The organism is Pseudomonas sp. NFPP12, from assembly GCF_900103205.1.
Classification (GTDB): Bacteria; Pseudomonadota; Gammaproteobacteria; order Pseudomonadales; family Pseudomonadaceae; genus Aquipseudomonas; species Aquipseudomonas protegens.
Genome location: NZ_FMWW01000001.1, coordinates 604,930 through 622,588, shown reverse-complemented (window position 1 = coordinate 622,588; position 17,659 = coordinate 604,930). Strand labels below are relative to the sequence as shown.

The following is a 17,659-nucleotide window of genomic DNA, read 5'->3' as shown; positions in this document are numbered from 1 at the left end:
GAAACGGAGGATTATGGGCGAAACCCGGCGTTAGACAAAATCCTTTCAGCCACACGGGCTTAGCCAGCCCTGCCGCAACTGCGAGTGGCACGCATTTATCGCGATCGGCCCGGGTTTGCGTCTATGCTCGCAAGATGCTCCTGTTCCCTGATCTGCTCGGCCTTCCCCGCCAGTTGCGTCAACCTGAAGTCCGCGACCTCGCCTGGGTCATCCTCGCGCCGCCGATGCTCAGCCACACGCCCTGGCCACAGCGCCACCCGCTCGCCGGCAGCGACTGGGTCCAGGCGCCGCAACTGCTGGCCCACTGGCTGCGCTGCCAGGACCTGGACAGCCGCGCACTGCGCCAGTGGCTGGCCGAAGGCCCGACCCGGCGCCTGGGCCTGTATTACGAACGCCTCTGGCAATTTGCCGTCCGCCACGCCCCCGGGGTCGAGCTGCTGGCGGCCAACCTGCCAATCCGCCGCGGCGGCCACACCCTGGGCGAACTGGACATGCTGCTGCGCGACCGTGACGGCGTGCACCACCTGGAACTGGCGATCAAGCTGTACCTGGGCCCCCAGGCCGGCAATGGCCAGGACAGCGCCCAATGGCTGGGCCCCGGCTGCCATGACCGCCTGGACCGCAAGCTGGCGCACCTGGATGGGCACCAACTGCCGATTTCCGCCCGGGACGAAAGCCGCGAAGCCCTGGCGGCACTGGATATCCACCAGTTCAGCGCGCACCTGTGGCTGGGGGGCTACCTGCTGTACCCCTGGCCGGGTCGCGCCGAACCGCCCCAGGGCGCCCACCCGCAACACCTGTGCGGGCGCTGGCTGCATCAGCGCGACTGGCCGGCATTTTTCGCCCAGAGCGCCCCGGGGCGCTGGCAGCCCCTGCCCCGCCACGCCTGGCTGGCGCCGGCCCACTACCCGGCCGAGCAGGCCTGGACCGCCACGCAACTGCAGCAATGGCTGGCGGAACTTGCCCCCCAGGCCCCGGCGCAGTTGCTGGTACGCCTGGAGCAAACCCCTGAAGGCGGCTGGGAAGAAGCCGAACGCCTGTTCCTGGTGGCCGATCTCTGGCCCCACGTCCCCCCGCAGCCCTCCTGACAATCTGCCGCAGGAGCGGGCTTGCCGGCGAAGACGCCCCTAAGGGCACCACAGGACTCAAGGGCCTGTTCGCCGACAAGCCGGCGCCTACATCAGCGACAGGCGCAGCGCCAGGGCCGCCAGGGTCGCCAGCAACACCGGCAGCGTCAGCACGATGCCGACCCGGAAGTAGTACCCCCAGCCAATGTGAATACCCTTGCGCTCCAGTACATGCAGCCAGAGCAGGGTCGCCAGGCTGCCGATGGGGGTGATCTTCGGCCCCAGGTCGCTGCCGATGACGTTGGCGTAGATCATCGCGTCCTTGACCACCCCCGTGGCCTGGCTGGCATCGATGGACAAGGCGCCGATCAGCACTGTCGGCAGATTGTTCATCAGTGATGACAAGCCCGCCGTGAGCAACCCGGTGCCCAGGGCCGCGCCCCAGATCCCGCCGCCGGCAAAGACATCCAGCCAGCCGGCCAGGTACGCCGTGAGCCCGGCATTGCGCAGGCCGTACACCACCAGGTACATGCCCAGGGAAAAAATCACGATCTGCCAGGGCGCTTCCCTGAGCACCTTGCGCGTGGAGATCCGGTGCCCGCGGGCGGCAATCGCCAGCAGCAGCGCCGCGCACACCGCGGAAATAGCGCTGATGGGAATGCCCAGCGGCTCCAGGGCAAAACAGCCCAGCAGCAGGATCAGCAGCACCCACCAGCCGGCCATGAAGGTCGCCCGGTCATGGATGGCGCTGGCGGGCTCGGCCAGTTGCCGGGGGTCGTAATCCAGCGGGATATCGCGGCGGAAGAACCACAGCAGCACCACCAGGGTGGCGGCTACGCTCACCAGGTTGACCGGCAGCATCACCAGCGCATAACGGTTGAAGCCAATCTTGAAGAAGTCCGCGGAGACGATGTTCACCAGGTTCGAAACCACCAGTGGCAGGCTCGCGGTGTCGGCAATGAACCCCGCGCCCATGACAAAGGCCAGGGTCGTGGCCGGTGAAAAGCGCAAGGCCAGGAGCATGGAAATGACGATGGGGGTCAGGATCAGCGCGGCGCCGTCATTGGCGAACAGTGCCGAGACCAGCGCCCCCAGCAATACCATGAAGGCAAACAGCCGCCTGCCCCGCCCTCGCCCCCAGCGCGCCACATGCAGCGCGGCCCAGGCAAAGAACCCGGCCTCGTCCAGCAGCAGGCTGATGATGATCAGCGCGACAAAGGTACCGGTGGCATTCCAGATGATCTGCCAGACCACCGGGATATCCGCCCATTGCACCATCCCGAACAACAGCGCCAGGGTTGCGCCGAACACGGCGCTCCAGCCAACGCCCAGGCCCTTGGGCTGCCAGATCACCAAGGTAATGGTCAGCAGGAAAATCGATACGGCAATCAACATGAGAGTGGGTCTTGAGTATGCAGGAGCCGGCTTGCCGGCGAAGGCGCCCCACGGGACTCAAGGGCCTCTTCGCCGGCAAGCCGGCTCCTGCGACAGCAGGGAATGGTGGGGAATCAGGCCTTGCGTTGCTGCTCTACCCACTGCCCGTAGGCGTTGATGAAGCCCTGCAGGAACGGCCGGGTTGCTTCGGACAGTTTGCCGGCCTCGTCGAATGCCGAGCCGGCGCCACCCAGGTAGGCCTCGGGCTGCTGCATGCAGGGCACATTGAGGAACACCAGGGACTGGCGCAGGTGGTGGTTGGCGCCAAAACCGCCAATGGCCCCCGGAGAAACGCTGATCACCGCCCCCGGCTTGCCGCTCCAGGCACTTTTACCGTAGGGCCGCGAGCCGACGTCGATGGCATTTTTCAGCGCCGCCGGTACCGAGCGGTTGTATTCCGGGGTAACGAACAGCACCGCGTCGGCACCGCTGATCTGTTCGCGAAAACGGGTGTAGGCCGCCGGTGGCGTGGCATCGATGTCTTCGTTGTAGAGCGGCAGGTCACCGATCTCGACGATGTCCAGCTGGAGACTGGCAGGCGCCAGCTCGGCCAGGGCCAGGGCGACCTTGCGGTTCAGGGACTGCTTTCTCAGGCTGCCGACCAGTACTGCGACCTTGTAGACATTGCTCATGGGAGTTTCCAACCGTTGGCGTAAAGAAGGTGTTAGTTATAGATGACCCGAGGTGATGTCTGCTACCCCACCCCGATAATTCCCAAGCCATGGCCTGTTGCCAGAGAGCCCGTGATAAAGGGGCTGGCACCGGTAGCGGATTATTTTTTCCCCGGGGTAAAACTTCCCCTGGGGACACCGGGTCTACACCACCGAATTTGCGTGTTTTATCTCCAGAGGCTCTAAAGAATGGCAGCAGTACTTGTCGGACAATTCCATGCAAGAGATGCCGAGGGGCGGGTGTACTCAGTGCACGAATTCCAGGAATCCATGCCCCCGGAGGACGGCGCGGCCGGATCGGAGCCCGTGACCACCTACCGCCTGGCCATCGGCGACCGGGTCAAGAAACTCGATGACAACCAGTTCCTGCTGGTGCAGTCGGATGTAACCATCGTGCGCGAACCCGAGACCTATGTAGCTCAGTGATTCTGCGCGAGCATCATCGCCAGCTGTTGTGTCGCCACACTTGGGTTAGGATTCGTTGCTTGACCCCTCGACGGCTGGAGATGGATTTCAAGCATGCGTTTACGTCATATCGAAGTGATTCAGGCGCTCCTGCAAACCGCTCACCTGGGCACTGCCGCCGAACTGCTGCAACTTTCGGTGGCCGAGGTCGAGGCCCTGCTGCGCGACGCCGAGAGCCAATTGGGCTTCATGCTGTTCGCCAGTGTTCGCGGCCGTTTGCAGGCCACCCGTGAAGCCCGGGAGCTGCAGGGAGCCATCACCCGGGTGTATGACGCTTTCGAGCCCGTGCAGCGCCTGGCCGACAGCCTGAGGTTCCACCAGGCGCCACCGCTGCGCCTCGTCGGCACCCCGCCGCTGGTTCAGCAACTGCTACCCCATTGCATCGCCGCCCTGCGCCGGCGCTTCGCCGACACCCCTTGCAGCCTGCTCGGCCAGAGCACCCGGGACATGGTCCACAGCCTGCTGCTGCGTGACTGCGATCTGGGCCTGAGCCTGCACGACCCGCAGCACCCGGACATCCACAGCCAGGCCCTGGCCCAGGGCAAGCTGTTTCTCCTGGCGCCCCACGGCTGGCTGCAACCCAAGCAGAAATACGTCGCCCTGCAGGATCTGGCCGGCCAGGCCATGGTCGGCCTGGAGGGCCAGGACCCGCTGAGCGTGATGCTTGCCAGCAAATTGCAGAACCTGCGCCCCAGCCCGGTGATCCAGACCCGGGTGCAGACCTATCAGATGATGCGCAGCCTGGTGGAAGCTGGCGAAGGTCTGGCCATCGTCGACCCCTTCACCGCCGTCGGCGCCCGCAGCGCCGGGCTCGATGTGTGCCCGCTGTCGCCCCCCATCAGCGTCACGCTGTACGCCTTGCGGCGCCACGGCAGCGACAGCTCGCCGCTGACCACTGCCCTGCTGGAGCTGCTCACGGAACAGGCCGAGGCCCTGCTGGCAGGTTAAAGCGCCGGCCCCTCCAGCTCATTGGCGAACAGCCGGTACCAGAAGATCGCCACCTCGGCGGTCTGCGGGTCGATACCGCGGTAACGCAGGTGGTCCACGCCCCCTACCACATAGCCGCATTGCTCGTAGAGACGGCAGGCCCCCAGGTTGTTGTTCTGGGTTTCCAGCATCATCCCCGGCAGTTTTTTCCTGCGGCTCCAGAACTGCGCCACATCCAGCAGCGCCCTGGCTACCCCGTGGCGCCGCGCCGGCGCATGCACCGCCAGCTCATCGATATGGGCGTAACCGTTCCAGTTGGTGCTGACCACCACATGGCCCACCGGCTGGTCGTCCAGATAGGCCATGAAGATCTCGCTGTCCGCGGCATTGCGGTAGCTGCTGAACTCCTCCGGGTCGATGCCATAGCATTTGCGATAGGGCACGATCCGTCGCAGGGCCCAGTTCGCCACCGGCACTTCGCGTTCGGCCACGGCATAGGCGCTGACCTCAAAGCTGAAGTCGCTGCCCCAGATATAAGCGGCAAAGCCCTCATCGGCGACTCGCACCGCCAGGCCCGGATAACGGGGATTCACAACAGGTTGCATGGCCGGGAAGCTCCTCATGCCTTGATGCAATCGACGGTGTACTGGCGCCCGTCGCCCAGATCGTCATGCTGCAGCCCGTGCACATCGGCGACAAACCCCGGGAAGCTGCTGTCAAAGGCCCGGGCAAAGGCCAGGTAATCGATGATCGATCGGGTGGAATCGGTGAAACGCTCGCCCGGCATGATCAGCGGAATGCCCGGCGGATAGGGCACCAGCATCACCGCAGCGATACGCCCCTGCAACTGATCGATGGAAACCGCCTCGACCTCGCCCCGCACCAGATGGTCATAGGCATCGGCAGGCTTCATGGCCACCTCCGGCAGCACCGTGTACATGCGCTTGAGGTGCTTGGCCGTGGCGTTGCTGCGGTAGCAGGCGTGCAACTGGTCGCACAGGTCCTGCAGGCCCATGCCCTGGTAGCGCTGCGGGTCCTGCCCGGCCACGCTGGGCAGGCAGCTGGCCAGGCTGACATTGGCGTCGTAGTTGCGTTTGAACTCCAGCAGTTCGGTGAGCAGCGTGCTCCACTTGCCCTTGGTGATGCCCATGGAGAACAGCACCAGGAACGAATAGAGCCCGGTCTTTTCCACCACCAGCCCGCGCTCCCAGAGAAACTTGCTGACCACCGCCGCCGGGATCCCGTGCTCGCTCAGGGCGCCGCCCGCGGTCAGGCCGGGCATGACCAGGGTCACCTTGATCGGGTCCAGCAGCACATAGTCATCGGTGACCCCGGCAAAACCGTGCCACTCGCCCTCAGGTTCCAGCAGCCAGTCCCCGGTGCGCACCTGGTCGATGCCCTCGACCCGCTCCGGTTGCCACACCGAGAACCACCAGTCATCGGCGGCGATGTTCTGCCGCAGGTTGGCCAGGGCCCGGCGAAAGCTCAGGGCCTCGTCGAACATTTCCTGCAGCAGCGAGCGCCCTGCCGGCCCTTCCATCATCGCCGAAGCCACGTCCAGCGAGGCGATGATGCTGTACTGCGGCGAGGTGGAGATATGCATCATGAAGGCTTCGTTGAAGCGGTCGCGGTCCAGTTGCCGGGCGCCGCCATCCTGCACGTGAATCATCGAGGCCTGGCTGAAGGCCGCCAGCAGCTTGTGGGTAGAGTGGGTGGTGAACACCAGCGGGCTGTCGGCGCTGCGGGACGTGCCCATGCCGTAGCGCCCGGCAAAGAACTCATGAAAGGCCGCATAGGCGTACCAGGCTTCGTCGAAGTGCAGCACCTCGACACTGTTGCCCAGGCTCTGCTTGATCAGCTCGGCGTTGTAGCACAGGCCGTCATAGGTGGAGTTGGTGACCACCGCCAGCTTGACCCTGGGCGGCCGGCCGCGGGTCAGCGGGCTGGCATCGATCTTGGCCTGGATCGACTCGGCGCTGAACTCGCTCAGGGGAATCGGCCCGATGATCCCCAGTTCGTTGCGCTCCGGGCACAGGTACAGGGGAATGGCCCCGGTCATGATGATCGAGTGCAGCACCGACTTGTGGCAGTTGCGGTCCACCAGCACCAGGTCATCGCGACCGACCATGGAATGCCAGACGATCTTGTTGGCGGTGGAGGTGCCATTGATCACGAAAAAGGTGTGATCGGCGCCAAAGTTGCGCGCGGCACGGGCCTCGGCTTCCGCCAGCGGGCCGGTGTGATCCAGCAGCGACCCCAGCTCCGGGACCGACACCGACAGGTCCGAACGCAAGGTGTTCTCGCCAAAGAACTGGTGAAACGCCTGCCCCACCGGGCTCTTGCGATAGGCCACGCCACCGCCGTGCCCCGGGGTGTGCCAGGAATAGTTGGAGTCGGCGGTGTGCTGTACCAGGGCCTTGAAGAACGGTGGCAGCAAGCCATCCAGGTAGCCCCGCGCGGCCCGGGCCACTTGCCGGGCCAGGAACGGCACCGTGTCCTCGAACAGGTAGAGAATGCCCCGCAGCTGGTTGAGTTCGCTCATGGCGTCGGCGGGGGCGTTTTCCAGGGTCACCTGCTCGCCCAGGGCAAAGATCGGCAGCAGCGGCGCACGTACCCGCGCCAGGCGGATCAGTTCCACCATGTTCTGCAACAGGTGCTTGTTTTCCCCGGCCCCTTCGGCGGCGATCAACATGCAGGCCAGGCCGTGATGGGTCGAAGCCACCAGCCGCCCTTCGGCATAGTCCACCGCGGAAAAGATGCTGAACCCGTCCTTTTCCAGTTCCCGGGCGATCCCCCTGACCCGGTCCCCCGCGACCGTATCGGCCTTGATGTCGCGATGCACGATCAGGATCGGAAACTGCAGGTCTTTATACATGGGGCTCAGTGTCCTGAAACGGCGGGCAGGCCCCGCCAATCAACTCAGGGTAGAAGCTGCGCACGCTTCGTGTCACCCCAGGCATGGGCTGGGTGTAACAAAACGTCGCTCTGGAACAATTGCCGGTCCATTCCCAGCCACGCCCCAACCACGCCTGTAGCCGCTGCTGAGCCTGCGAAGCTGCGATAAGGACCGAAGGGCCTTGCCTGGCGATCTCCCTCCAGGCAAGGCCCTTCGTTCCTCAATATCGCGGCGCCTGCTACGGCGCCGTTCGCCGCCTGCGGCAGCGGCCACCGCAAAGGCTTACTGCTGGGTTTCGAGCAACTGGGTCCAGAGCGCGGGGGCACCGGCGGACTTGGCGATGATTTCCAGGCGCACCTGGTGCTCGGCCAGTTCGGCCTCGCTGGCCTGGATGATCCGCCCGCGCGGGCGATCGGCCGGCAAGCGGCGGATTTCCGAAGCCTGGCCGGCCCCCTCGCCAGAGCCGTTGCCGTCCGAGGCATTGCCGGCCAGGGACAGGCTGGTCTGGCCACCGGTCATGGTCAGGTAGACGTCGGCCAGGATCTCCGAGTCGAGCAAGGCGCCGTGCAGTTCACGGCCGGAGTTGTCGACGCCGTAGCGTTTGCACAGGGCGTCGAGGCTGTTGCGCTGCCCCGGGTGCCGCTCGCGGGCCATCATCAGGGTGTCGAGGATGGTGCAGTGCTGGGTGATGTCGGCCCGTTCGTGCTGGCCCATCAAGGCGAATTCGTTGTTGATGAAGCCAACGTCGAACGCCGCGTTGTGGATGATCAACTGCGCGCCCTGGATGAAGTCGAAGAACTCGTCGGCGACTTCGGCGAAACGCGGCTTGCCCACCAGGAATTCGTTGGTGATGCCGTGGACGCCGATGGCGCCCTCATCGCTCTCGCGATCCGGTTGCAGGTAAACGTGGAAGTGCCGGCCGGTCAGGCGCCGACCGATCAACTCGACGCAACCGATTTCAATGATCCGGTGGCCGTCGGTCACCGGCATGCCGGTGGTTTCGGTATCGAGTACAACAGATCTGTTGGCCATCAGGGGTCAGTTCTCAACGGTGGAAGTGTTTCAAAGCGCGGGATTTTAGCACGCTCTGGCGGCAGGACACCCATGGCGGATTCATCAGCCCGCAGCCTGTGCAGTTTTTAACAATCCTTAGCAAAGCTGCTGCAGTTCGCTGCAACGCAAAGCGCTAGGGTGCCCGACGATATTTTCCGCCGGACCCAGCCCTGCCATGACCCCCAGCAAAACCCGACTGGCCTGCGTGCTCTGCGCCTGCCTGTTCGCCGACCTCGTCCAGGCCAGCGCCCTGGTGATCAGCACCGACATCAGCATGAGCCTGACCCTGAGCTCAACCGAGGGCAGCTCCAAAGCCAGCAGCTCATTCAAGGACGACAAACTTGTGCTCGCCGCCCAGAGCGATGCCGCGGCCTTCGTGGCCAGCGCCGGCGAGATCCGTGGCGCCCGGTTGGAAGCCGCCCTGATGCACATTCGCCAGGTGCTCGGCGCCCCGCCCATTAGCGACCTGCAACTGGCCAGCGCCATGCTTGCGCTCTGAGCCCCTAGGCGCATCCGCAGCTAATTCATCGCGCGCCGCAGCCGTTTCTTTATGCGAACAAGGCTATTGCGTTACCGTGCGGCCTCACCCAGGCGCGCGGGTGCTGATACCCGGCGTTGCACTCACTCCACAGGAACCGCCCTCCCATGCTCAAGACTCGACAGATGCTCCCACTGCTGCTGGCCTTGGCCTGCATCAGTGGCTGCTCTTCCCTTGCGCACACCGACAGCGGCAGCCAACAACGGCCGCTGATCGTTGCCCATCGCGGCGGCGCCGCGGACTTTCCCGAGAACACCCTGCTGGCCATCGACAACGCCCTGCGCAATAACGTCGACATGCTCTGGCTGACGGTGCAGCTAAGCCGCGATGGCGTACCGGTGCTGTACCGACCGGCCGACCTGAGCGCCAATACCCAGGCCACAGGCGCAGTCAACCAGCACACCCTGGCGCAGTTGCAGGCACTCAATGCCGGGTGGAATTTCAAGCAGACAGCAGCCGACGGCCAGGTGACCTTTCCCTATCGCGCCCAGCCGGTGAGCCTGCCGTCGTTGCGTCAGGCGCTGATGGCGATCCCCTAGTCGGTGCCGGTGATTCTCGACATGAAGGCCCTGCCGGCTGCCCCCCAAGCCCAGGCCGTCGCCCGCTTGCTGGAACAGCTGCACGCCTGGAACCGGGTGCTGATCTACTCCACCGATGCCGGCTACCAGCAGGCTTTCGCGCCCTATCCCCAGGCCCGGCTGTTCGAATCCAGGGACAGTACCCGGGACCGGCTGGCCAGCGTCGCCCTCGCCCACCACTGCAACGCACCACCTGCACCCGGCAGTTGGGTGGCTTTCGAGTACCGGCGCCCGGTGCAACTGGTCGAGACCTTTACCCTGGGCGAGGCGCGCTCCCAGGTCGATGCCCGGCTGTGGACACCCGCTGCGGTGGATTGCTTTCAGTCACGGGGCAAGGTGCGGATGCTGGCGATCAGCATCAATACAGCCGAGGACTATCAGGCGGCCGCTTGCCTGAAGATGGATGCGGTGCTGGTGGATTCGCCCCGTGCGATGGGGGAAATGAAGCAGCGGCTCGAACGGCCGCTGCCTTGTCGCTGATTGGCCGCTCAGGGCATCAGGACTGCTTGTAGCCGCGGACCTCGTCGACACCGCGGTTGGCCAACTGGTCGGCCCGCTCGTTGCCGTGATGGCCGGTGTGGCCGCGCACCCATTTCCAGGTGACGTTGTGGCGGTTGACCTGTTCGTCGAGCTGCTGCCACAGGTCGGCATTCTTCACCGGCTCCTTGGCGGCGGTCTTCCAGCCGCGCTTCTTCCAGTTGGCCATCCACTCGTTGATGCCCTTCATCACATACTGCGAGTCGGTGACCAGTTGCACATCGCACTGGCGCTTGAGCTCTTCCAGGCCGCGGATCGCCGCCATCAGCTCCATGCGGTTATTGGTGGTGTTGGCTTCGCCGCCCCAGAGCTCCTTTTCGACGCCCTTGCACACCAGCAGCGCGCCCCAGCCACCGGGGCCGGGATTGCCCTTGCAGGCACCGTCGGTAAAGATTTCTACGCTATCGCTCATCCACGCCTTCCATCAGAAAATTGCCATTGGCCCGCCGACCGCGATCGACCGGGCCCAGGGCCGGGCTACGCCGGCCGGGAGTGTATAAAAAGAGGGTTTCAACAGTTCATCAAGGCTCGGCGTTGCGGCGGTTGACCTTGGCCATGGGCAACGGTACCAGCTTGCCCATCGGCTCGCGCCGCACCTGGCGCACCGGGCGCAGGCCCACGGCGATCTTGCGCGCCACCAACAGGTAGAAGCCGCCGCCGGACAGTTGCCAGTGCCCGGCCCTGCGCTCCCAGCCGGCCAGCCGCGCCTGCCATGCCGTTGAAGCAAGCGGCGGACGATAGCACCCGAAGCGGCGTTTCTCCAGCGCGAAGCCCAGCAGGTTGAGCCAGTCGCCGACCCGCGACGGGGAGATGCAGCGGGCCAGGCGCAACGCATCATGGGCGAACACATGGCGCAGGCCCCAGGTGCTCCAGGGGTTGATGCCGACAATCAGCAGATGCCCCCCAGGGCGCACGCTGCTGGCCGCCTCGCGCAGCAGGCCATGGGGCGACAGGCAGAAATCCAGGCCGTGCTGCAGCACCACCACATCGGCGGCGTGCTCGCTCAGGGGCCAGGCCTGCTCCTCGCAAACGATCTCCACCCCGGGCAAGGGCGCGCCGAGACGCACGTTGCGTTGCACCTGGGGCGCCGCCGGCGGAGTTTGCGCCGAGGGCCCGTAGTGCACCAGGTAGCCGCCGAAGAAACGCCCCAGTTCCTCTTCGAGCATGCGCCGCTCTTCATCCAGCAGAAATTGCCCCAGGGGGCCGGACAGCCACTCCCGTGCCGCACTGATCAGGGCCAGCCAGTCGGGATCTGCCTGAGCGAAGGCTTTATCGGTCATTGCATTCTCCAACGCGCCAAGAAGCTCTAAGATGCGCCATTGTTTTCCGCTTGGCGAATCCGAAGATGATACAGATCAGTGCCCTGCCCGCCTTCACCGATAACTACATCTGGTTGTTACAAGATCATCGCAGCCAGCGCTGCGCAGTCGTCGATCCGGGGGATGCAGCGCCGGTACTGGCCTGGCTGGAACAGCACCCGGGCTGGGTGCTCAGCGACATACTGATCACCCACCATCACCACGATCACGTCGGCGGCGTCGAACGCCTCAAGCAGCACAGCGCGGCCACGGTCTATGGCCCGGCCCGGGAAAAGATCCCGGCCCGCGACATCGGCCTCGAAGACAACCAGCGGGTCAGCATCCTCGGCTGGGAGTTCGAGGTGTTCGCCGTGCCCGGCCACACCCTGGGGCATATCGCCTTCTACCACCATGGCCTGCTGTTCTGTGGCGATACCCTGTTCGCGGCCGGTTGTGGCCGACTGTTCGAGGGCACCCCGGAGCAGATGCACCACTCCCTCGGCCGCCTCGCCGCGCTGCCGGACGACACCCTGATCTACTGCACCCACGAATACACCCTGAGCAACCTGCGCTTCGCCCAGGCGGTGGAACCGGCCAACCCGGACATCGCCGAACGCCTGGCGAAGGTCACGCAGATGCGTGAGCAAGGGCGCATGACCCTGCCCTCGACCCTGGCCCTGGAGAAATTGACCAACCCGTTCCTGCGTACCGGTGAAACATCCGTTAAACAAAAAGCGGACGAACGGAATGGCCAGGATAACCAGTCGCAGAGTGCGGTCTTTGCGGCCCTGAGGGCTTGGAAAGATAAGTTCTAAGCAGGCTATCGATTGGTACAAAAATTCTGAATGGTTGACCGCACCCCGGGTGCTTTCTAGAATCGCCCGACATTTTTGCCCGGAACTTACTTCCAGCCAATGTCGTCATCTATTCGTTATTCCATCAGTTCAGACGCATTGACGCGCTTGGCCCAGGCCATCGCGGTAGCTGTGTCAGCGACTCTTGCGGGCTGCCAAAGCACCGGCCATGCCCCGCAGAGCGACGCGACACACACACAGAATTTCAACGCCCGCATCAAGCAGAAACCCATCTGGCTGAGCAACCAGCCCAGCCCGCAAGTACCCCAGGACGTCTGGGAACGCATGCGCCAGGGGTTCCAATTGCAAGAAGGCCTGGGCGTCAACCCGCGTATTGAACAGCAGCGCCTGTGGTTCGCCAGCAACCCTTCCTTCCTGGAAAATGCCGGCGAGCGCGGCAGCCTTTATATCCACTACATCGTCGAGCGTCTCGAAGAGCGCAACATGCCGCTGGAACTGGCCCTGCTGCCGGTCATCGAAAGCGCCTACAACCCCCTGGCCTATTCCCGGGCCGATGCGGTGGGGCTGTGGCAGTTCGTCCCGGCCACCGGGCGCTACTTCAACCTGCGCCAGACCCGCTTCTACGATGGCCGCCGCGACATCACCGCGTCCACCACCGCGGCCATGGACTACCTGAGCCGCCTGCACGACATGTTCAACGGCGACTGGCTGCTGGCACTGGCCGCCTACAACGCCGGTGAAGGCACGGTGAGCCGGGCCATCGAGCGCAATGAAAAGCTCGGCCTGCCCACCGACTACTGGAACCTGCCGCTGCCGGCCGAGACCCAGGCCTATGTGCCCAAGCTGCTGGCCCTGTCCCAGGTGGTGCTGGCCCCGCAGGCCTACGGCGTGAACCTCAACCCGATCGCCAACGAACCCTACTTCCAGGTGGTGGAGATCAACCAGCGCATGGACCTGTCCAAGGTCGCGGCGGTGGCCAACATCGACGAGGACGAGCTGTTCCAGCTCAACCCGGCGTTCAAGCAGCGCACCACCATCGACGGCCCCCAGCACCTGCTGGTGCCGACTTCCAAGGCACAGTTGCTGACCACCAGCCTGTCCACCATGAAACCCGAAGAACTGATCAGCAAGCGCTCCCTCAAACCGGTCTTCGACCGCGACGAAGGGCGTGATTCGCTGCGGGCCAAGCGCATCTACCGGGTCAAGAATGGCGACAACCTGACCCTCATTGCCAAGGCCAACAAGGTCGACGTCCAGGACCTGCAGCGCTGGAACAAGCTCAGCGGCAAGAACCTCAAGGTCGGCCAGACGCTGGTGATGCAGGACACCCGCAAGGTGGCCAGCAAGAAAACCAGCCTGGCCAGCAACAAGAAGAAGTCGACTCAGTACAAGGTCAAGCAGGGCGACTCGCTGTACATGGTGGCCAAGCGCTTCAATGTCGAGATGCAGCACCTCAAGCGCTGGAACCCCCGCGCGGCCCAGGCCCTCAAGCCCGGCCAGATGCTGACGGTGTACCTGCCGCACTGAAATCTCCCCTGTAGGAGCCGGCTTGCCGGCGAACAGCCTTCGCCGGCAAGCCGGCTCCTACAGGAAATTTCAATTGCACGAAGCGCGCGCCAGCGAGCTTTTTCCTGCTGATACAAGCTGTTACTGTACGGAGCACAAAGCCCAAGCCGCCTGGATCGGATCTCTGTCTCGATGCGTCCCCTGCTCCTGCTCTTCATCAGCCTGGCCTTGAGCTTTCCCGCAAGCGCGACGATCACCGAAAGTCACGGTTACGCGCAGTTTGGCACGCTCAAATACCCGGCAAAGTTCACCCATTTCGATTGGGTCAACCCCGCTGCGCCCAAAGGCGGCACCTTGCGGGTCATGGCCTTTGGCACCTTCGACACCCTCAACCCCTACACCTTCAAGGGCACCAGCCCGGTCGCCACGCCGAATTTCCTGCAATACGGGGTCAACGAGCTCAACGAACCCTTGATGGTGGGCACCGGCCTGTATGCGCCTTCCGGTGATGAGCCGACTTCCAGCTACGGCCTGATCGCCCGCTCGGTGGAATACGCCGAGGACCGCAGTTGGGTGGTGTTCAACCTGCGCCCCGAAGCACGCTTTCACGATGGCAAGCCGATCACCGCCTACGATGTGGCGTTCTCCTATCGCCTGTTGCTCAAGGAAGGCCACCCGCAATACCGCACCAACCTGCAAGAAGTGCAGCGGGTGGATATCCTCGGCCCGCAGCGCATCCGCTTCGTGTTCAAGCGTGCCGGCAACCCCTTGCTGATCCTGCGCCTGGGCGAACTGCCGGTGCTGCCCCAGCATTACTGGAAGGATCGCGACTTCAAGGCCACCACCTTCACCCCGCCCCTGGGCAGCGGCCCGTACCGCATCACCCAGGTACAGCCCGGGCGCCAGTTGGTGTTCGAACGGGTCAAGGACTACTGGGGCAAGGACCTGCCAGTCAACCGCGGCTTCAACAACTTCGACCGGGTCGAAGTGGAGTTCTACCGCGACAGCGACGTGGCCTTCGAAGCCTTCAAGGCCGGCGAGTTCGACATCTATATCGAGCACCAGGCCAAGAACTGGGCCAACGGCTACAACTTCCCGGCGGTCAACCGCGGTGAGGTGATCAAGGCCCAGGTGGCGCACCAGATCCCGACCCAGACCCAGGGCCTGTTCATGAACACCCGCCGCGCCACTTTCGCCGACGTGCGGGTGCGCGAGGCGCTGGGCATGATGTTCGACTTCGAGTGGACCAACCGCACCCTGTTCAGCGGCGCCTACCAGCGCGCCCTGAGCTACTACCCCAACAGCGAGTTCTCCGCCACCGGGGTACCGCAGGGCCATGAATGGCTGCTGCTCTCGCCCTACCGCGAGCAATTGCCCGCCAGCCTGTTCAGCCAGGCCTTCAGCCTGCCGCGCACCGACGGCCGCGGCATCCCGCGGGACACCCTGCGCAAGGCCCTGGGGCTGCTCGGCGAGGCGGGCTGGAAGCTCAATGGCCAGCGCCTGCAGAACAGTGCCGGGCAGCCGCTGCGCTTCGAACTGATGCTGGTCAACCCCAACCTGGAACGGATTCTCCAGCCCTACGTGGAGAACCTCGCGAGCATCGGCATCGACGCCCGCCTGCGCACCGTGGACCGGGCGCAATACAAGCAGCGCCTGGACCAGTTCGACTACGACATGATCCTCATGACCCTCAACCAGACCCTGAGCCCGGGCCTTGAGCAATGGCAGTACTTCCACTCCAGCCAGGTCTCGGTCAAGGGCAGCAAGAACTACGCAGGCATCAACAACCCGGTGGTCGATCACCTGCTGGAACAGCTGCTGGCCGCCCAGACCCGCGACGACCAACTGGCCGCGGGCCGGGCCCTGGACCGGGTGCTGCTGTGGCAGCACTACATGATTCCCAACTGGTACCTCAACTATCACCGCCTGGCCTACCGTAACCGGTTCGCCTTCGTCACCACGCCGCCCTATACCCTGGGCCTCGGCGCCTGGTGGCTGAAGTCCATGGAGAACGCCCAATGATGCCCCTGCGTGCCCTGCTCCTGCGCACCAGCGGCCTGTTGTTCAGCGCCATCGCCTGCTATGCCCAGGCTGCGCCGCAACACGCCGTGACCCTGTACAACGAAGCGCCGAAATACCCGGCGAACTTCCAGCACTTCGACTTCGTCAATCCCGACGCGCCCAAGGGCGGCACCTTCCGCATGGCCGGCTTCGGCAGCTTCGACAGCCTCAACCCGTTCATCAGCAAGGGCGTGCCGGAGCTGAACATCGGCCTGGTCTACGACACCCTGATGGCCCAGAGCCTGGATGAGCCGTTCACCGAGTACGGCCTGGTGGCCAGCAAGATCGAGAAAGCCCCGGACAACAGCTGGGTGCGCTTCTATCTGCGCCCCGAGGCGCGCTTCAACGACGGCCAGCCGATCCACGCCGAAGACGTGGTGTTCAGCTTCCAGACCCTGATGAGCGCCGGCTCGCCGCTGTACCGCGGCTACTACGCCGATGTCGACCAGGTGATCGCCGAAGACCCGCAGCGGGTGCTGTTCAAGTTCAAGCACACCAACAACCGCGAGCTGCCGCTGATCCTCGGCCAGCTGACGATCCTGCCCAAGCACTGGTGGCAAAGCCGCGACTTTGCCAAGAGCAACCTGGAGATTCCCTTGGGCAGCGGCCCTTACAAGGTCACCGAGGTCAAGGCCGGGCGCTCGATCCGCTACGAGCGGGTCAAGGACTATTGGGCCAAGGACCTGCCGGTCAACCGCGGCTTCTACAATTTCGACGTGATCACCAGCGACTACTACCGCGACAACACTGTGGCCCTGGAAGCGCTCAAGGCCGGCCAGTTCGACTACTGGCTGGAAATGAGCGCGAAGAACTGGGCCAACGCCTACAACATTCCGGCCGTGGCCCAGGGCCGCCTGATCAAGGAGCAGATCGCCAACGGCAACCCCACCGGCATGCAGGGTTTTGTCTTCAACACCCGCCGGCCGATGTTCCAGGACGTGCGAGTGCGTCACGCGCTGAGCCTGCTGCTGGACTTCGAGTGGAGCAACAAGCAGCTGTTCAACGGTGCCTACACCCGCACCCGCAGCTACTTCGAGAACTCGGAAATGGCCGCCACCGGCCTGCCGGGGCCCGAGGAACTGGCCATCCTCGAACCGCTGCGGGGCAAGATCCCCCCGCAGGTGTTCGACCAGGCCTTCTCCCCTTCGGTGTGCGACGGCAGCGGGATGATCCGCGCCCAGCAGCGCCAGGCCTACCAGCTGTTGCAGGAAGCCGGCTGGCGCATCGTCGACGACAAGATGGTCGACGCCCAGGGCAAGCCGGTGGTGATCGAGTTCCTGCTGGCCCAGACCGAGTTCGAGCGCGTGCTGCTGCCGTTCAAGCGCAACCTGGCCGACCTGGGCATCGACCTGGTGATCCGCCGGGTCGACGTGTCCCAGTACATCACCCGGGTGCGCTCGCGAGACTTCGACATGATCGTCGGCAGCTTCCCCCAGTCCAACTCCCCGGGTAACGAGCAACGCGAGTTCTGGATGTCCTCCAGCGCCGACAAGCCCGGCAGCCGCAACTACATCGGCCTCAAGGACCCGGCCATCGACAGCCTGGTGGAAAACCTGATCAACGCCGATTCCCGCGCCAGCCTGGTGGCCCACGCCAAGGCCCTGGACCGGGTCCTGCAATGGGGCTACTACGTGATTCCCAACTGGCACATCAAGACCTGGCGCGTGGCCTACTGGGACCATATCGGCCACCCCAAGGTCGCGCCCAAGTACGACATCGGCGTCAACACCTGGTGGATCAAGCCCGGCGCCAAGCCGGCCGTTGAACCGACCCCGGACAACCAGGCGGCCCCGGCCGAAGCGGTGTACTGACC

17 protein-coding genes are annotated in these 17,659 nt (G+C 64.6%); 10 read left to right on the top strand and 7 right to left on the bottom strand.

What is annotated here, in order from left to right; all coding sequences use genetic code 11:
* Positions 1–134 precede the first annotated feature (134 nt).
* Positions 135–1,088, top strand: a complete 954-nt coding sequence (locus BLS75_RS02760; RefSeq protein ID WP_015635810.1) for a DUF1853 family protein — start codon at positions 135–137, stop codon at positions 1,086–1,088.
* 87 nt (positions 1,089–1,175) lie between these two features.
* Here the strand turns inward: BLS75_RS02760 and BLS75_RS02755 are convergent, their stop codons facing one another.
* Positions 1,176–2,462 carry an arsenic transporter gene (locus BLS75_RS02755; RefSeq protein WP_072450205.1) on the bottom strand — a complete coding sequence of 429 codons (1,287 nt, stop codon included), beginning with the start codon at positions 2,460–2,462 and terminating at the stop codon, positions 1,176–1,178.
* A gap of 113 nt (positions 2,463–2,575) precedes the next feature.
* Entirely contained in the window at positions 2,576–3,133 is a 558-nt protein-coding gene (locus BLS75_RS02750; RefSeq protein WP_011061571.1) for an NADPH-dependent FMN reductase, read from the bottom strand.
* A 228-nt stretch (positions 3,134–3,361) separates the two neighbouring features.
* Here BLS75_RS02750 and BLS75_RS02745 point away from each other — a divergent pair, with 228 nt between their 5' ends.
* Together BLS75_RS02745 and BLS75_RS02740 are read left to right on the top strand one after the other, a co-directional pair.
* Complete coding sequence (locus BLS75_RS02745) at positions 3,362–3,598, top strand: hypothetical protein (protein WP_011061572.1); 237 nt, start codon at positions 3,362–3,364, stop codon at positions 3,596–3,598.
* Between the two features lie 93 nt (positions 3,599–3,691).
* The gene (locus BLS75_RS02740; protein WP_072450204.1) at positions 3,692–4,585 is read left to right on the top strand and encodes a LysR family transcriptional regulator; all 894 of its coding nucleotides are present in this window, start codon (positions 3,692–3,694) and stop codon (positions 4,583–4,585) included.
* Here the strand turns inward: BLS75_RS02740 and BLS75_RS02735 are convergent.
* The 3 genes from BLS75_RS02735 to dnaQ all read right to left on the bottom strand — a co-directional run bounded on the left by BLS75_RS02735 (position 4,582) and on the right by dnaQ (position 8,492).
* Entirely contained in the window at positions 4,582–5,169 is a 588-nt protein-coding gene (locus BLS75_RS02735; protein WP_072450203.1) for a GNAT family N-acetyltransferase, read from the bottom strand. The genes BLS75_RS02740 and BLS75_RS02735 overlap by 4 nt on opposite strands.
* A 14-nt stretch (positions 5,170–5,183) precedes the next feature.
* Positions 5,184–7,439: an Orn/Lys/Arg family decarboxylase gene (locus BLS75_RS02730; RefSeq protein ID WP_072450202.1), complete on the bottom strand. Its 2,256-nt coding sequence runs from the start codon at positions 7,437–7,439 to the stop codon at positions 5,184–5,186.
* A gap of 303 nt (positions 7,440–7,742) precedes the next feature.
* Positions 7,743–8,492 (bottom strand): DNA polymerase III subunit epsilon, encoded by a 750-nt coding sequence (dnaQ, locus tag BLS75_RS02725; protein ID WP_015635815.1) that lies wholly within the window; start codon positions 8,490–8,492, stop codon positions 7,743–7,745.
* A 196-nt stretch (positions 8,493–8,688) separates the two neighbouring features.
* On the opposite strand from dnaQ, the gene BLS75_RS02720 reads away from it, so the two are divergent.
* From BLS75_RS02720 to BLS75_RS32545, 3 genes are all read left to right on the top strand, one after another.
* Entirely contained in the window at positions 8,689–9,012 is a 324-nt protein-coding gene (locus BLS75_RS02720) for a DUF2388 domain-containing protein (RefSeq protein WP_072450201.1), read from the top strand.
* A gap of 146 nt (positions 9,013–9,158) precedes the next feature.
* Positions 9,159–9,590 (top strand): glycerophosphodiester phosphodiesterase family protein, encoded by a 432-nt coding sequence (locus BLS75_RS32550; RefSeq protein ID WP_239690635.1) that lies wholly within the window; start codon positions 9,159–9,161, stop codon positions 9,588–9,590.
* A 21-nt stretch (positions 9,591–9,611) separates the two neighbouring features.
* Positions 9,612–10,109 carry a PI-PLC domain-containing protein gene (locus tag BLS75_RS32545; RefSeq protein WP_239690634.1) on the top strand — a complete coding sequence of 166 codons (498 nt, stop codon included), beginning with the start codon at positions 9,612–9,614 and terminating at the stop codon, positions 10,107–10,109.
* 16 nt (positions 10,110–10,125) lie between these two features.
* On the opposite strand, the gene rnhA is transcribed toward BLS75_RS32545, so the two are convergent.
* Together rnhA and BLS75_RS02705 are read right to left on the bottom strand one after the other, a co-directional pair.
* A complete protein-coding gene (rnhA, locus tag BLS75_RS02710; protein ID WP_019092917.1) occupies positions 10,126–10,578 on the bottom strand; it encodes a ribonuclease HI in 453 nt (150 codons plus the stop codon).
* Positions 10,579–10,687: 109 nt separating this feature from the next.
* Positions 10,688–11,446 (bottom strand): methyltransferase domain-containing protein, encoded by a 759-nt coding sequence (locus BLS75_RS02705; RefSeq protein ID WP_011061580.1) that lies wholly within the window; start codon positions 11,444–11,446, stop codon positions 10,688–10,690.
* A 65-nt stretch (positions 11,447–11,511) separates the two neighbouring features.
* Between BLS75_RS02705 and gloB the strand changes: the two genes are divergently transcribed.
* The 4 genes from gloB (at position 11,512) to BLS75_RS02685 (ending at position 17,657) form a co-directional block, all read left to right on the top strand.
* Positions 11,512–12,279: a hydroxyacylglutathione hydrolase gene (gene gloB / locus BLS75_RS02700; RefSeq protein WP_072450200.1), complete on the top strand. Its 768-nt coding sequence runs from the start codon at positions 11,512–11,514 to the stop codon at positions 12,277–12,279.
* Positions 12,280–12,378: 99 nt separating this feature from the next.
* Positions 12,379–13,806: a transglycosylase SLT domain-containing protein gene (locus BLS75_RS02695; RefSeq protein WP_011061582.1), complete on the top strand. Its 1,428-nt coding sequence runs from the start codon at positions 12,379–12,381 to the stop codon at positions 13,804–13,806.
* A 171-nt stretch (positions 13,807–13,977) separates the two neighbouring features.
* Positions 13,978–15,807 carry an extracellular solute-binding protein gene (locus BLS75_RS02690; RefSeq protein ID WP_011061583.1) on the top strand — a complete coding sequence of 610 codons (1,830 nt, stop codon included), beginning with the start codon at positions 13,978–13,980 and terminating at the stop codon, positions 15,805–15,807.
* Entirely contained in the window at positions 15,804–17,657 is a 1,854-nt protein-coding gene (locus BLS75_RS02685) for an extracellular solute-binding protein (protein ID WP_011061584.1), read from the top strand. Before BLS75_RS02690 ends, BLS75_RS02685 begins: the two co-directional genes overlap by 4 nt.
* Positions 17,658–17,659 lie beyond the last annotated feature (2 nt).

Bases quoted from the DNA above. Each gene is read 5' to 3' on its own strand.
- BLS75_RS02720 (WP_072450201.1), top strand. From the start codon at position 8,689: ATGACCCCCAGCAAAACCCGACTGGCCTGCGTGCTCTGCGCCTGCCTG.
- BLS75_RS02760 (WP_015635810.1), top strand. From the start codon at position 135: ATGCTCCTGTTCCCTGATCTGCTCGGCCTTCCCCGCCAGTTGCGTCAA.
- BLS75_RS02750 (WP_011061571.1), bottom strand. From the start codon at position 3,133: ATGAGCAATGTCTACAAGGTCGCAGTACTGGTCGGCAGCCTGAGAAAG.
- BLS75_RS02730 (WP_072450202.1), bottom strand. From the start codon at position 7,439: ATGTATAAAGACCTGCAGTTTCCGATCCTGATCGTGCATCGCGACATC.
- gloB (WP_072450200.1), top strand. From the start codon at position 11,512: ATGATACAGATCAGTGCCCTGCCCGCCTTCACCGATAACTACATCTGG.
- BLS75_RS02740 (WP_072450204.1), top strand. From the start codon at position 3,692: ATGCGTTTACGTCATATCGAAGTGATTCAGGCGCTCCTGCAAACCGCT.
- BLS75_RS32550 (WP_239690635.1), top strand. From the start codon at position 9,159: ATGCTCAAGACTCGACAGATGCTCCCACTGCTGCTGGCCTTGGCCTGC.
- BLS75_RS32545 (WP_239690634.1), top strand. From the start codon at position 9,612: ATGAAGGCCCTGCCGGCTGCCCCCCAAGCCCAGGCCGTCGCCCGCTTG.
- BLS75_RS02745 (WP_011061572.1), top strand. From the start codon at position 3,362: ATGGCAGCAGTACTTGTCGGACAATTCCATGCAAGAGATGCCGAGGGG.
- BLS75_RS02685 (WP_011061584.1), top strand. From the start codon at position 15,804: ATGATGCCCCTGCGTGCCCTGCTCCTGCGCACCAGCGGCCTGTTGTTC.
- BLS75_RS02695 (WP_011061582.1), top strand. From the start codon at position 12,379: ATGTCGTCATCTATTCGTTATTCCATCAGTTCAGACGCATTGACGCGC.
- BLS75_RS02755 (WP_072450205.1), bottom strand. From the start codon at position 2,462: ATGTTGATTGCCGTATCGATTTTCCTGCTGACCATTACCTTGGTGATC.
- rnhA (WP_019092917.1), bottom strand. From the start codon at position 10,578: ATGAGCGATAGCGTAGAAATCTTTACCGACGGTGCCTGCAAGGGCAAT.
- BLS75_RS02690 (WP_011061583.1), top strand. From the start codon at position 13,978: ATGCGTCCCCTGCTCCTGCTCTTCATCAGCCTGGCCTTGAGCTTTCCC.
- BLS75_RS02735 (WP_072450203.1), bottom strand. From the start codon at position 5,169: ATGCAACCTGTTGTGAATCCCCGTTATCCGGGCCTGGCGGTGCGAGTC.
- dnaQ (WP_015635815.1), bottom strand. From the start codon at position 8,492: ATGGCCAACAGATCTGTTGTACTCGATACCGAAACCACCGGCATGCCG.
- BLS75_RS02705 (WP_011061580.1), bottom strand. From the start codon at position 11,446: ATGACCGATAAAGCCTTCGCTCAGGCAGATCCCGACTGGCTGGCCCTG.